Annotated in this window: 12 protein-coding genes; 7 read left to right on the top strand and 5 right to left on the bottom strand. The window is 62.0% G+C overall.

Annotated features, from left to right (window positions below; genetic code table 11):
* Window positions 1–164: 164 nt before the first annotated feature.
* Window positions 165–3,992: a two-component regulator propeller domain-containing protein gene (locus BMZ70_RS22155; protein ID WP_092279486.1), complete on the top strand. Its 3,828-nt coding sequence runs from the start codon at window positions 165–167 to the stop codon at window positions 3,990–3,992.
* Between the two features lie 8 nt (window positions 3,993–4,000).
* Here the strand turns inward: BMZ70_RS22155 and BMZ70_RS22150 are convergent, their stop codons facing one another.
* From BMZ70_RS22150 to BMZ70_RS22130, 5 genes are all read right to left on the bottom strand, one after another.
* Window positions 4,001–4,342 carry a DUF1840 domain-containing protein gene (locus tag BMZ70_RS22150; RefSeq protein ID WP_092279484.1) on the bottom strand — a complete coding sequence of 114 codons (342 nt, stop codon included), beginning with the start codon at window positions 4,340–4,342 and terminating at the stop codon, window positions 4,001–4,003.
* Window positions 4,343–4,468: 126 nt separating this feature from the next.
* On the bottom strand, window positions 4,469–4,963 hold the full coding sequence (locus BMZ70_RS22145; protein ID WP_092279482.1) for a hypothetical protein: 495 nt from the start codon (window positions 4,961–4,963) through the stop codon (window positions 4,469–4,471).
* Window positions 4,960–6,663, bottom strand: coding sequence for a M1 family metallopeptidase (locus BMZ70_RS22140; protein WP_092279586.1), 1,704 nt, complete (start codon window positions 6,661–6,663; stop codon window positions 4,960–4,962). Before BMZ70_RS22140 ends, BMZ70_RS22145 begins: the two co-directional genes overlap by 4 nt.
* 62 nt (window positions 6,664–6,725) lie before the next feature.
* Window positions 6,726–8,234 carry a YifB family Mg chelatase-like AAA ATPase gene (locus BMZ70_RS22135; protein WP_092279480.1) on the bottom strand — a complete coding sequence of 503 codons (1,509 nt, stop codon included), beginning with the start codon at window positions 8,232–8,234 and terminating at the stop codon, window positions 6,726–6,728.
* A 106-nt stretch (window positions 8,235–8,340) separates the two neighbouring features.
* The gene (locus tag BMZ70_RS22130) at window positions 8,341–8,580 is read right to left on the bottom strand and encodes an accessory factor UbiK family protein (RefSeq protein ID WP_092279478.1); all 240 of its coding nucleotides are present in this window, start codon (window positions 8,578–8,580) and stop codon (window positions 8,341–8,343) included.
* 244 nt (window positions 8,581–8,824) lie between these two features.
* On the opposite strand from BMZ70_RS22130, the gene BMZ70_RS22125 reads away from it, so the two are divergent.
* The 6 genes from BMZ70_RS22125 (at window position 8,825) to BMZ70_RS22100 (ending at window position 14,308) form a co-directional block, all read left to right on the top strand.
* Window positions 8,825–9,571, top strand: coding sequence for a TorF family putative porin (locus BMZ70_RS22125; RefSeq protein ID WP_175500812.1), 747 nt, complete (start codon window positions 8,825–8,827; stop codon window positions 9,569–9,571).
* A gap of 11 nt (window positions 9,572–9,582) precedes the next feature.
* The gene (locus tag BMZ70_RS22120) at window positions 9,583–9,921 is read left to right on the top strand and encodes a P-II family nitrogen regulator (protein ID WP_092279474.1); all 339 of its coding nucleotides are present in this window, start codon (window positions 9,583–9,585) and stop codon (window positions 9,919–9,921) included.
* Between the two features lie 14 nt (window positions 9,922–9,935).
* Window positions 9,936–11,474, top strand: coding sequence for an ammonium transporter (locus BMZ70_RS22115; RefSeq protein ID WP_092279472.1), 1,539 nt, complete (start codon window positions 9,936–9,938; stop codon window positions 11,472–11,474).
* Between the two features lie 114 nt (window positions 11,475–11,588).
* Window positions 11,589–12,890 (top strand): glutamate--cysteine ligase, encoded by a 1,302-nt coding sequence (gene gshA / locus BMZ70_RS22110; RefSeq protein ID WP_092279470.1) that lies wholly within the window; start codon window positions 11,589–11,591, stop codon window positions 12,888–12,890.
* A 29-nt stretch (window positions 12,891–12,919) separates the two neighbouring features.
* Window positions 12,920–13,870: a glutathione synthase gene (gene gshB / locus BMZ70_RS22105; RefSeq protein ID WP_092279468.1), complete on the top strand. Its 951-nt coding sequence runs from the start codon at window positions 12,920–12,922 to the stop codon at window positions 13,868–13,870.
* A 36-nt stretch (window positions 13,871–13,906) separates the two neighbouring features.
* The gene (locus tag BMZ70_RS22100; RefSeq protein ID WP_092279466.1) at window positions 13,907–14,308 is read left to right on the top strand and encodes a PTS sugar transporter subunit IIA; all 402 of its coding nucleotides are present in this window, start codon (window positions 13,907–13,909) and stop codon (window positions 14,306–14,308) included.
* The last annotated feature ends 28 nt before the right edge of the window (window positions 14,309–14,336 follow it).

Below are 14,336 nucleotides of genomic sequence, written 5' to 3'. Positions count from 1 at the left end.
CCCGAACAGGACCGTGAAACGACTCTACGCCGATGATAGTGCTGCAACCAGTGTGAAAGTAGGTTATCGTCAAGCTAGTTATTTAGAAAAAGCCCCGTCAGGATAATATCCGGCGGGGCTTTTTTGCTTTTGTGCATTAGAATGGCTTCCATATTGGAGCCTCTATGCGAGCTGTTGTCCTCTTTTTTCTACTGATTTCGGTGGCGCGCGCGGCGCCGCTGTCGCTGCGCTTTGAACATTTGGGCGTGGAACAGGGACTGACACAGGAGTCGGTCACCAGCATCATCCAGGACAAGCACGGTTATATGTGGCTCGGCACGCAGGCCGGCCTGAACCGGTATGACGGCTACCGCGTTACCACCTACAAGAACGACCCGTCCAATCCCCGCAGCCTGCAAGACAACTACGTGCAGGCGATGTTTGAAGACGCCGCCGGCCAGCTGTGGGTCGGCAATAAGGGTGGCCTTGATCGCTACGACCCGGTGGCGCGCGTGTTCACCCATGTGCTGACCAAATTGTCCGTGACCGGTATTGTTGATGATGGCAAGCAGGGTTTGTGGATCAGCACTCCCGACGCCCTGCGGCATCTGGATATGGCGACCGGACAGGTGCAAGTGCTGCCCCATGCCGACGACCATATCGGGGCGATGGCGCGCGACAAGCACGGCAACCTGTGGCTGGGCACGGCGCGCGGACTGGAATTGCTGGCCGCCGGCAGCACGCAGTTTCGCCAGATCGGCCCGCCGGAGCACCGGCTTGAGAACCATCTCTTGTCGATGTCCATCGGGCCCGATGGCGTGCTGTGGGCTGGCGCCATGCGCGGCGTACAAGCATGGCGCCTGAAGGAGCAGTCAGCCGAACGCATCGCGCTGGCCGTGCCGCCCGACCTGGCTGATGTGCGCGTGCCGAAGCTGCTGCATGACCGCGACGGCACGCTGTGGCTGGGCACCTTTACCGACGGTTTGAAACGGCGCGATCCGGTCTCCGGGCGCTATTTCAATTATCCGCGCGACCCGCAGCGGCGCCACGGCATCAGCGAGAACCAGATCAGCGCACTGTACCAGGACCGCACCGGCACGCTGTGGGTGGGCAACTGGTACACCGGCGCCGATTACGTCGACCTGAGCAGCGGCGGCTTCGAGCGCTACACGGAAGCGCCGGGCGTGCTGCCCTCGATCGGCAGCAGCAAGGTGCGCACGATTGCAGCCGCACCGGACGGCAAGGTCTGGCTGGGCACCAGCACCGGCCTGTCCTTGCTCGATCCGCTACAGGGCCGGGTGAACTTTGAGTCGAACGAACAGCCGCATCCGGGCGGCTTGCCGGCCGACCAGCTGATGTCGCTGGCGACCGACCTGCGCGGCCGCCTGTGGGTCGGCACCATCAGCGGGCTGGCGTGGCGCGATCCGGCCAGCGGACGCTATACGCCGGTGTGGCTGGGCGATGATCCGCAGGCGCGCTCGGTGCAGCGCGTGATGGTCGACCGCGAAGGTGTGATCTGGATCGGCACCCGTCTGGCCCTGCATCGCATCGATCCGCAGACGCTGGCCATGCAGACCTACCGCGTCGACGCCAGCGATCCGGACCGGCTGGCGGGCCGTGTCTACTCGCTGTTGCAGGACAAGCGCGGCAACCTGTGGGCCGGCACTGAAAATGGTTTAGATCGTTTCGATCCGGCCACTGGCAAGTTCGAACACTACCGCCACGATCCGGCGCGGCGTGACAGCCTGAGCCATAACCGCGTGCACTATCTGTATCAGGATGAGCAGGAGCGCATCTGGATCGGTACGGCGGCCGGCCTGTGCCTGGCGCGCATGGGTGAGGACGGCAAGCTGCATTTCCGCTTCTACCCGCCTGGTAACGGCCGCGCGCCGGATCCGATCGGCGCCATCCTTGCCGATGCGAAAGGGCGCTTGTGGATCAGCACCACGGCCGGCATCTCGCTGTTCGATCCCGCGACCGGCGGCTTCAAGGACTACACTTCCAAGGATGGCCTGCTCGACGGCTCCTACTTCATCGGCTCCGGCTACCGCGCGCCGGACGGCACCTTGTACTTCGGCGGCCTGGATGGCGTAACGGCGTTTCTGCCTGAACGCATCCACAACAACCCCTACGCGCCGCCGGTTTCCATCACTGACTTTTCCGTCTTCAACCAGTCCATCCTGAGCGGGGCGGGGCGCAGCGATGTGATGCCGCAGGGGCCGGTTTATCAGGCCAAGGCGCTATCGCTGTCGTACCGCGACGCGGTGTTTTCGTTTGAGTTCGCCGGCTTGCATTACGCCGATCCGCAGCGCAACCGTTATGCCTATCAGCTGGTCGGCTTCGATCCGGACTGGGTCAGTGCCGATGCCAGCAAGCGCTTTGCCACCTATACCAATCTTGATCCGGGCCGCTATGTGTTCCGCGTGAAGGCCGCCAACAAGGACGGCTTGTGGAGCAGCGAACCGGTGTCGCTGGAAGTGACCATCGCGCCGCCGGTGTGGAAGACCTGGTGGTTCCGCGTGCTGATGGTGGCCTTGGTGCTGGGCGGCGCATGGCTGTTGTATCGCGTTCGCATCCGTTTGCTGGTACGGCAGAAGCAGGAACTGGAACAGCAAGTCGGCAGCCGCACGCGCGAGCTGGTGGCGCAGAAGGAATCCATCGAACGCGAGAAGGACAACGTCGAGGCCGCGCATCGCAATATTGCGCTGCTGTCCGATATCGGGCGGCGCATCACGGCCAATCTCGACAGCGAAGCCATCATGTCGCTGCTGTACCAGCAGGTGCATGCGCTGATGGACGCCAGTGTGTTCGGCATCGGCATCTATCGGCCGGAGCTGGAATTGATCGAGTATCCGTTTGCGATGGAGCGCGGCAAGCGCTACACGCCGTACACGCGCAGCATGCGCGAGCCTAACCAGCTGTCGGTGTGGTGCATCAACCATGCGCAGGAAGTGTTCATCAACGACCTTGAGCAGGAATACAGCCGCTATATCGCCAGCCTGGACCTGGTGTCCGGCGCCGACAATATGGGCACGCTGGAAGACGGCTCGCTGCCGACTGAACCACGTTCGCTGATCTATGTGCCGATTTCGGTCGGCGGGCAGGTGCGCGGTGTGATTACCGTGCACAGCTATCGCGCCCACGCCTATCAGCGCATCGACCTCGACATGCTGACCACGCTGGCGTCCTACGTGGCGGTGGCGTTTGCCAACGCGGATTCGTATCGCCAGCTGCGCGATACCCAGCAGCAGTTGGTGGAGCGCGAGAAGCTGGCCGCACTGGGCTCGCTGGTGGCCGGCGTGGCGCACGAGCTGAACACGCCGATCGGCAATAGCCTGGTGATCGCCAGCACGCTGGAAGACAAGACGGTGGAGATCGAGGCGCTGAACAATGGCAGCACCATGCGCCGCTCCGACCTGCACAACTTCATTGATGCAGCGCGCGAAGCATCCACCCTGCTGATGCGCAGCCTGCGCAATGCAGCCGAGCTGGTGAACAGCTTCAAGCAAGTGGCGGTGGACCAGGCCAGCGCCAAGCGGCGCCAGTTCAACCTGCACCAGGCCAGCCAGGAAATCGTGACCACCATGAAGAACACGGTGCGCAAGGCTGGCCACCAGATGGTGCTGGAAATGCCGGACGATATCGTGATGGACAGCTTCCCCGGCCCTTACGGCCAGGTCATCATCAACCTGATCAACAACGCGCTGCTGCATGCGTTTGAGGATCAAGTCGAAGGCGAAATTCGCATGTGGGCGGTGCAACTGGGGCCGGAGCGCGTGCGCATCGTGTTCCAGGATGACGGCAAGGGCATACCGGTGGAGCATCAGGCGCGCATCTTCGATCCCTTCTTCACCACCAAGCTGGGGCAGGGCGGCAACGGACTGGGCCTGAGCATCACCTACAACATCGTGACCTCGCTACTGGACGGTTCGATCCGCGTGGACAGCGAGCTGGGAGTCGGCACGCGCTTCACCATCGACCTGCCGATGAAGGCGTCCCTGGCCGGCGACTGACGTTGACCTTAAACGCCCCAGATGATGTGCTCGTTTTCCGCCTTGGCGGTGCGCAGCATTTCCAGCAGTGGGAAGGCGCGCGCCGAGAAGCCGACGCGCTGCGCCTGAGCATGCTCCTTGGTTTCGCCTTCTTCCTGCTCGTGGGCGTGGATATCATGTTCGACGTCGGTCTCGGGATGCAGCTTGGTCTCGGCGACTTCGTGCTCGAGGATCGACAGGGCTTGGGCCGCTTCGGCAGCCGTGATGATGCCGCGCTTGGGATTCTTGTGCAGCAGATCGAGGATGCGTTGCGCATGCTCCTGGTACATCAGGATTTCTGGACTGGACTTGGATTTGAAGGCGATTAACATAAGCGTGCTTTCTTAGTTTTGTTAGATCAACTCTATGCCCATGCCAGCCACTTTACAAGCCACAAAAGGCCGTGTCTGGGCGCTGACGCACATCAATTAAGCAGGTTTTAAGCCAGCACGATTGTTTTAATTCAATTTAAAGGAAGTGAGGAAGGTCTCCACGGGCTCGGCTTCGATTTGCGCCGTGGGGCCGATCACCACCACCTGGTAAATTCTTTTTTCTTTGGCAAGAAAACGTCCGACAAGGCGCATGGCGCGCCCTTTTTCGGTGCCGCTTGCCTCGACTTCGCGCATGCCGTTGGCCAACATCTTGCTGCTGGTGACGGTGGCGCCGAGGTTGTTCACCAGCGCGGTCTGCATGGCGTCGACCGCGGCCGGCGTTTGCGCGGCGTCGGCCAGCTGGGCGCTGCCGACGGCGAACACCACGCCGTCGATGTCGGCGGCGCTCATGGTCATGCTGACGTCCAGTTGATCAAGCTTGATGCTGCGCGTTTGTGTGCTGGGCTTGCCGGGGAACAGCACGGCGTAGGGCGCATTACTGCTGCGGTAATCGCGCCAGTCGTACTTGGGGCTGCAGGCGCTCAGCGCGCAGGCCAGCAGCAGCGATGCGATACGCTTCATTTTTTGGCTTTCTTTTTGTTGTCTTCGATGGCTTTCCATTCATCGATGTGGGCTTGCTGGCGCAGCACGCGCGATTGCGGATCGATGGTCACCAGCGCATTCGGCGGCAACGCCAGTTCGCCTTCGCCGTTGCTCATCGCCAGCTTTTCGATGCGGTTGTTGACGCGCACTTCGATCGGCATGGGGAAGGCGCCGCCGTCCTTCAGTTTCCAGCGCAGCTTGAGCTTGTCGGCGCTGCGTTCTTCCACCAGCTCCGGCAGCGCGGCGTGATACAGGTAGGCGTCGAAGAACCATTGCAGGTCGCGGCCGCTGGCTTCGTTGGCGAACTGGATGAATTCCTTGCTGCTGCTCCAGCGCGGCTGGAAGTTGCCCGGCGCCGGCGTAGCCGTGCCGTATACCATGCGGCGCGTGGCGATAAAGAAAGGCTCATCGCCGATCAGGTTGCGCAGCGTGTGCAGGACCAGCGCACCTTTGACGTAGATGTCGAGGCCGGGACCGCCGCGCTCGTCCTGATAGATGTCTTCAATGCGCTGGGTCTTGCCGCTGACGATGGGCGCCTTGTTGCTGATCTGCTTGCGGAAGTCGAACAGCACGTTCTGGAATTCCATCTCGCCGCGCAGTGACTCCATGTACAGCGGCTGCATGTAGGAACCGAAGCTTTCGTGCAGCCACATGTCGTCCCAGTCGGCGTTGGTCATCTGGTTGCCGAACCATTCGTGCGACAGTTCGTGGTGCAGCAGCCAGTCGTAGCCGAGCGGCGATTTGACGTAGCCATTGCCGTAGGCATTGATGGTCTGGTGCTCCATGCCGAGGTGCGGGGTTTCGACCACGCCCATTTTCTCGTCGCCGAATGGGTAAGGGCCGACGCGGTTCTCGAAGAAGTCCAGCATCGGTTTGAATTCGGTGAACAGGCCTTGCGCTTGCTTGTCGTGGCCTTTCACGTACCACATACGCAGCGGGATGGTGTTGCCGTATTTGCTGGTGTAATCGGCGGACAGCATTTCGTACGGGCCGATGTTGAGCGCAACGCCGTAGGTGCTGGGGTTTTTGGCGCGCCAGTTGTAGGTGCGCCAGCCGTCTTTTTCTTCCATGCCGGTGGCGACGCCGTTGCCGGCTACGACCAGTGGTGCGGGCACGCTGATGTGCAGGTCGATCAGTTTGGGCTTGCCTTGCGGGTGGTCGATGCAAGGCCAGAACAGGTCGCAGCCTTCGCCTTCGACGGTGGTGGTGATCCACGGTTGGCCGTCGCTGGTCTGGCTCCAGGTGAAGCCGCCATCCCACGGGGCTTTTTTGGCGATGGTCGGCACGCCGTGGTACTGGATGCGCACGGTGGTGCGGGCGCCTGCCGGCAGCGGCTGCGGCAAGCTCAGGTACAGGCGGCCGTCGGGATTGCTGATGGCGCTGGCCGCAAGCGGCGTGCCGTCCACACTCGCGCTGTCGACCGGCAGGTTGCGATCGAGTTCGACGGCGATGCGGGTCAGCGGTTCTTTCAGGAGGAAGGTCAGGGCAGCGTCGCCACGGATGCTTTTGGTGGCGGGATCGACACGCAAGGCCAGGTCGACTGTTTCAAACGTCACAGCCAGCTGCTCGGGCGCGCGCGGGCTGCCGGAGTTGGCGGTGAAGTCGGTCGGCACCATCGGTTTGGTGGCGCAGCCGGCCAGCACGGCGCTGGCGGCGAGGTAGAGTGGCAAGCGAGTCATGATCATCCTGGCGTGAATAAGCTGCGAGCAATATAGCAGCAAGCCAGCGAGAGTTGGTATGGTTATTCGACCAGCGCGCGGCGGTATTGTATGGCTTCTTCAACGTGCGCCAGCTGGATGCTGGCGATGCCGGCCAGGTCCGCGATGGTGCGTGCGACGCGCAGGATGCGGTGGTAGGCGCGGCCCGACCATTTGAAGCTCTGCATACTCTGCCGCAACAGGAACTTGCTGGGGCGGTCGAGCTTGCAGTAATGGTCGATCTCGCGCGGCGTGAGGTATTGGTTGCGCTTGCCCTGTCGCTGGAACTGCAAGCTGGCCGCCGCTTGCACGCGGGCAGCGATGACGGCGGACGGTTCGCCGTTGGTGGGAGCGGCCAGTATTTCGGGATCGACCGAGGCCACTTCGATCTGGATGTCGATGCGGTCCAGCAGCGGGCCGGAGACGCGGTTCTGATAGCGCAGCCGCACATCGGGCGAGCAGCGGCAGGCCACGCTCTTGTGACCGTAGTAGCCGCAAGGGCAGGGATTCATGGCGGCGATCAGCTGGAAGTGCGCAGGGAAGTCTGCATGCCTGGCTGCGCGTGAGATGGTGATGTGGCCGGACTCCATCGGCTGGCGCAGCACGTCCAGCACGCGACGATCAAATTCGGGCAGCTCGTCGAGGAACAACACGCCGCGATGGGCCAGCGAAATCTCGCCGGGACGCGGCACGCTGCCGCCGCCAACCAGCGCCGCGCCGGAAGCGGTGTGGTGCGGCGCGCGAAACGGGCGGCGCTTCCACTGCTCGATCTGAAAGCTGCCGGTCAGCGATTGCACGGCTGCCGCTTCCAGCGCTTCCTCGTCGCTCATCTCCGGCAGCAGACCGACGAAGCGCGCGGCCAGCATGGTCTTGCCCGAGCCGGGTGGGCCGACCAGCAACACTGAATGGTTGCCGGCCGCCGCCACTTCCAGCGCGCGCTTGACCATCACTTGTCCCTTGACGTCGGCGAAGTCCGGATACTCGGGCATGGCGGCCAGCGGCGCGGCTTCGTGGCGCGACAGCATGGTCTCGATCGACTTGCCGGCAAAGTGGCTGCACACCTGCAACAGCGAGTGCGCCGGATAAATGGCGGCGTGCGACACCAGCGCCGCCTCGTCGGCATTGGCCAGCGGCAGGATAAAAGCGAGGCAGCCGCCATCGCGCCGGGTGGCCAGCGACATCGCCAACGCACCGCGGATCGGCCGCAATTCGCCGGACAGCGACAGCTCGCCGGCAAACTCATATTGATGCAGGCGGCGTGAGGGGATTTGTTTGGAGGCGGCGAGAATGCCGAGCGCGATCGGCAAATCGAAGCGGCCGGACTCTTTGGGGAGATCGGCCGGAGCGAGGTTGACGGTGATGCGCTGGGCGGGGAATTCAAAGCCGCCATTCTGGATGGCGGCGCGGACGCGGTCCTTGGCTTCTTTCACTTCCGTATCGGCCAGCCCGACGATGGTAAAGGCCGGCAAGCCATTCGCCAGATGCACTTCAACGCTGACTTCCTGCGCCTCCATGCCAGCCAGGGCGCGGCTTTTGAGTACGGCGAGGCTCATGGCGGTGTGCTGGGCAAGTGGGGACAAGCTACCAGCGTAGTCGACCCATGCCGCACCGCTTTGCGGCAGAACAAACGTCCTGCGCTTTACTGCTTACTTTTGCTGCTTACTGATTGATCTTGCCTTCCAGCTCGGCCAGGCGGGTTTCCAGCGCTTCCAGCTTGGCGCGGGTCTTGGCCAGCACCTGGGTCTGGATGTCGAATTCCTCGCGGGTCACCAGGTCGAGCTTGGAGAAGCCTTGCGTCATCATGGACTTGACGTTCTTCTCAATGTCCTTTGCTGGTGAGTTTTCGATGGCTTGGCTGATCTTATTCTGCAAGTCATTAAAAAAAGTGTTCATATCCATAATATTCCTTGATCTGGTTGGTCCAACATTGCACCATCGTGGTGCGACTCGGCGTTAACGTGGTGCGAATCCGCCGGAATTCCGTTTGGGACACTGACAATTCTCACTTTGGGGCAGTAGGGACATTGTCAACGTTGGCTGGCACACATTCTGCTAAGAAGCCTATGAATGCTTTTCATTGCTTCGCTTGACCAGATTTTAAACCGCAACTGCTAATGACGTTCAACTCACTAGGAAAACAATTATGAAAATAGCCCAGAACTGCACCCTGATCGCTGCGTTGACCTTAGCATTCGCGTCGATGGCGCACGCAGAAGAGGCGGCACCCGCCCCGGAAGCGAAACCAGACAATGAAGTCAGCTTTAACGCTGCCGTTGTCAGCGATTACCGTTACCGCGGTATCTCGCAAACCCGCCTGAAGCCTGCCGTACAAGGCGGCGCTGACTACGTGAACAACCCGACTGGCTTCTACGCCGGCACCTGGCTGACCAACATCAAGTGGGTCAAGGACGGCGGCGGCGACGGTAACGTCGAATGGGACATCTACGCCGGCAAACGCGGCGCCATTACCGACACCATCAGCTACGACGTCGGCGGCCTGTACTACTACTACCCGTCGAACAAGCTGAACCCGAGCGCCAACACCTTCGAATTGTACGGCCAGATCTCGGCCGGTCCGTTCTCGCTCAAATACTCGCAATCGACCACCAACCTGTTCGGCTTTGCCGACAGTAAGAATTCCGGCTACGTCGATGCGCAGCTGAACCAGGAAGTGGCGGACGGCTACATCCTGAACGTCCACGTCGGTCACCAGAACGTGAAGAACAACGGCGCCGCCAGCTACACCGATTACAAGCTCGGCGTCACCAAAGATTTCGGCGTAGTGAGTGTGGCACTGGCGGCGGTCTATGCCGACACCGATGCCTACGTCGGAAAAGGGAAGAACCTGGGTAAAGCCGGTGCTGTCCTGACCATTTCCAAAACCTTCTAAGCGAGGCCCGTATGAAACTGATTACCGCCATTATCAAGCCGTTCAAGCTTGACGAGGTGCGTGAAGCCCTGTCGGCCATTAACGTGCAGGGTATTACTGTGACCGAAGTAAAAGGCTTCGGCCGCCAGAAAGGCCACACCGAGCTGTATCGTGGCGCGGAGTATGTGGTGGACTTCCTGCCGAAGACCAAGATCGAAGCCGCAGTGGACGACGCGGTGGTCGAGCAGGCGATCGAAGCGATTGAAGGCGCGGCCCGCACCGGCAAGATCGGCGACGGCAAGATCTTCGTGTACAACCTGGAACAAGTAATCCGTATTCGTACCGGCGAGACCGGCAACGAAGCTCTCTAAGAGGACGACGAGAAATGAAAAAAACCATAACGAGCTTGCTAGCTGGGGTCTCCATCCTGTTTGCGCTGGCAGCCCCAGTACACGCCCAGGATGCCAAGCCGGCCGAAGCGCCAGTGGCCGCCGCTGCCGCCTCCGCACCAGCCGCGTCCGCTCCTGAAGCTGCGCCAGCCGCAGCGCCAGCTGCCGCTGCCCCAGCTGCTCCTGCCGAAGCGGCACCCGCCGCACCGACCCCAAATAAAGGCGACACCGCCTGGATGATGGTGTCGACCCTGCTGGTGATCCTGATGACCATTCCTGGCCTGGCCCTGTTCTACGGCGGCCTGGTGCGTTCCAAGAACATGCTGTCGATCCTGATGCAAGTGTTCATGGTGTTCGCCCTGATCGTCGTGCTGTGGTGCATCTACGGCTACTCGCTGGCTTTCACCGAAGGCAACGCCTTCTTCGGCAAGTTCGACCGTGCCTTCCTGAACGGCATCTGGGATCCGGCCAAGGGCGCGTTCTCCTACGCCGCCACCTTCAGCAAGGGCGTGGTGATTCCTGAGTTCGTGTACGTCGCGTTCCAGGCCACCTTTGCCGCCATCACCTGCGGCCTGATCGTCGGCGCCTTTGCCGAACGCGCCAAGTTCACCGCCGTGCTGGCCTTCGTGGTGCTGTGGTTCACCTTCTCCTACCTGCCGATCGCCCACATGGTCTGGTTCTGGACCGGTCCTGACGCGATCAAGGATGCCGCCACCCTGGCAACCGAAACCGCCAAAGCCGGCTTCCTGTTCCAAAAAGGTGCGCTGGACTTCGCCGGCGGCACCGTGGTGCACATCAATGCTGCGGTAGCCGGCCTGGTTGGCGCCTACATGATCGGCAAACGCGTCGGCTACGGCCGCGAATCGATGGCGCCGCACTCGGTGACCATGACCATGATCGGCGCCTCGCTGCTGTGGGTGGGCTGGTTCGGTTTCAACGCCGGTTCGGCACTGGAAGCGGCTGATATCGCTGGCCTGGCCTTCATCAACACCCTGCTGGCAACCGCCGCCGCTACCGTGGCCTGGGTGTTCGCCGAGTGGATCTTCAAAGGCAAACCATCGATGCTGGGCGGCGCTTCGGGCGCAGTGGCTGGCCTGGTGGCCATTACCCCGGCCTGCGGCTTTGTCGGCCCAATGGGCGCACTGATCATCGGCCTGCTTGCTGGCGTGATCTGCCTGTGGGGCGTGAACGGCCTGAAACGCCTGCTGGGCGCGGACGACTCGCTGGACGTGTTCGGCGTGCACGGCGTCGGCGGCATCCTGGGCGCGATCCTGACCGGTGTGTTCGCTGCACCATCGCTGGGCGGCCAGGGCATCTTCGACTACGTGGCCAACAAAGCTTCGCCAGACTACTCGATCGCTTCGCAAGTGATCGTGCAGGCGACCGGCGTCGGCACCACCATCATCTGGTCGGCCCTGGTGTCGGTCATCGCCTACAAGCTGGTTGACATCGTCATCGGCCTGCGCGTACCGGAAGAGGAAGAGCGCGAAGGCCTGGATATCACCACCCACGGTGAATCGGCTTACCATGCTTAATTGTTAATGTTTCATCCGAAAAGCGCCCTGCGGGGCGCTTTTTTTATTGCCTGCCTTTAAAATAGGGTTTTCGCCCTCATGTGGCATAGTCCGCACGGTAATAAGGATGTAAACATGGTTCCCCACCTCGTCACGGCCCTGAGTGGACCGCTGCTCGACCTAGAAGAAAAAATCCTCGCCGCCACGCCCGCCATCGAACGCTGGTTCCGCCTGGAGTGGCAGGAGCACACGCCACCGTTTTATTGCTCGGTGGATATGCGCAATGCCGGCTACAAGCTGGCGCCGGTGGATACCAACCTGTTCCCGGGCGGCTTCAACATGCTGGCCACCGAGATGCTGCCGCTGTCGGTGCAGGCCGCGATGGCCGCGATCGACAAGTATTGCCCGGACGCGCGCAACCTGCTGCTGATCCCGGAAATCACCCAGCGTCACCCGACGTACTGGCAAAACGTGGCGCGCCTGATGCAGATTTTCCGCCAGACCGGCCTGCACGTGCGGCTCGGTTCGCTGTCGCCGGAAATCACCCAGCCGACTCCGCTGCCGCTGCCGGACGGCAATATGCTGGTGGTGGAGCCGCTGGTGCGCTCGCCGAACGGCCGCCGGGTCGGCCTCAAGGATTTCGATCCGTGCACGATCCTGCTCAACAACGACCTGTCGGCCGGCATCCCGGACATCCTGCAAAACATCCACGAGCAAAGCCTGCTGCCGCCGCTGCACGCCGGCTGGGCGCTGCGCCGCAAGAGCAACCACCTGAACGCCTACGACGAAGTGGTCAAGAAGTTCGGCAAGCTGATCGGTGTTGATCCGTGGATGCTGAACCCGTTCCACGCCAAGTGCGATGCGGTGAATTTCCGTACCGGCGAAGGCTACGAATGCCTGGCCGCCAACGTTGACGCGTTGCTGGCCAAGATCAAGAAGAAATACAAGGAATACGGCATCAAGGACCAGAAGCCATTCGTGATCGTCAAGCCGGACGCCGGCACTTACGGCACCAGCATCCTGACCATCAAGGACTCGGCCGAGATCAAGGACCTGACGCAAGCCCAGCGCGACAAGATGACCGTCATCAAGGACGGCAAGGAAGTGACTGACTTCATCATCCAGGAGGGCGTGCCGACCTTCGAAAGCATCGAGCATGCGGTGGCCGAGCCGGTGGTCTACATGATCGACCGCTATGTGGTGGGCGGTTTCTACCGCATCCACGCCGAGCGCGGCATCGACCAGAACCTGAACGCGCCCGGCTCGCAGTACGTGCCGCTGGCGTTCGCGCAGCAGCACGCGGTGCCGGACCTCAAGGCCAAGCCGGGCACGGCCGCGCCGAACCGTTTCTACGTGTACGGCGTGGTGGCGCGCCTGGCGCTGCTGGCGGCGTCGCTGGAAATGGAGCGCACCGATCCGAATCCGGAAGTGTACTAAAATCAGTCATTACCTCAACTGGACGTTCAATGAAAATCGCCTTCCTCGCCGACCCGCTGTCGACCTTTAAAACCTACAAGGATTCCACCTACGCCATGATGGTGGAAGCCGGCAAGCGCGGCCACACCGTCTACGCTTTCGAGCAAAAGGACATGGCGGTGGAGCAGGGCGTGGTGTCGGCCAAGGTGTCCGAGATCATCCTGACCGGCGACAGCAAGGACTGGTACCGCGCCGGCGAGCCGAAGGAAACCAACCTCGGCGAGTTTGACGCCATCATCCAGCGCAAGGACCCGCCGTTCGACATGGAATACGTCTACGGCACCTACCTGCTGGAGCTGGCCGAGCAGCAGGGCGCGCAAGTATTCAACAAACCTTCCGCCATCCGCGACCACAACGAAAAGCTGGCGATCGCCCAGTTCAGCCAGTTCACCTCGCCGACCCTGGTGACTTCGGACGAGCAGCGCATCCGCGCCTTCCAGAAGCAGCACGGCGACATCATCCTCAAACCGCTGGACGGCATGGGCGGCGCCGGCATTTTCCGCGTGACGGCCGACGGCATGAACCTCGGCTCCATCATCGAAACGCTGACCCAGCTGGGCACCCAGACCATCATGGTCCAGCGCTACATCCCGGACATCGTCAAGGGCGACAAGCGCATCCTGGTCATCGGCGGCAAGCCGGTGCCGTTCGCGCTGGCGCGCATTCCGCAGAACGGCGAAGTGCGCGGCAACCTGGCGGCCGGCGGCGTCGGCGTGGCCCAGCCTCTCACCGAGCGCGACTATGAGATCGCCAACACGCTGGGGCCGATACTGGCGGCGCGCGGCCTGTTGCTGGTAGGATTAGACGTTATTGGCGATTACTTAACAGAGGTGAACGTCACCAGCCCGACCTGCTTCCAGGAGATTACGCAGCAAGCCGGCTTCCCGGTGGCGGCAACTTTCATCGATGCGGTCGAGGCGGCGGTCGCCCTGGGCCGATGACAAGAAATTATTCATTCTCACTGGCGGTTTAACAATATGGTAGGCATACTGCTTATGACACACGCACCACTGGGGCAGGCCTTTCTTGCGGCCTGCGCCCACGTGTTTCGTGGTCCGACCGAGCGGCTGGAAGCGATCGACGTGATCGCCGACCAGGACCTCGGCGAAGTCCAGGAACTGGCGGCGGCGGCGATCAAGCGTCTCGACGAAGGCGACGGCGTGCTGGTCATCACCGACGTCAAAGGCGGCACCCCCGCCAACTGCTGCAACCGGCTGGCCGATGCGGGCCGGGTGGAGGTCATCGCGGGCATCAGTTTGCCGATGCTGCTGCGCGCCATCACCTACCGCCGCGACACGCTGGACGTGGTGGTCGAGATGGCTCTGGCAGGCGCGCAAAGTGGAGCAGTGCGCGTCGATAACCGGACACGTGTCGGGTAACCCTGACAAATTTTTTTTAGCAATGCGC

The sequence above is a fragment of the Duganella sp. CF402 genome, assembly GCF_900109645.1.
In the GTDB taxonomy this organism is placed as follows: Bacteria; Pseudomonadota; Gammaproteobacteria; order Burkholderiales; family Burkholderiaceae_D; genus Rugamonas.
Note: the sequence above shows the minus strand (reverse complement) of the source record. Positions and strands in the feature narration are given on the sequence as shown.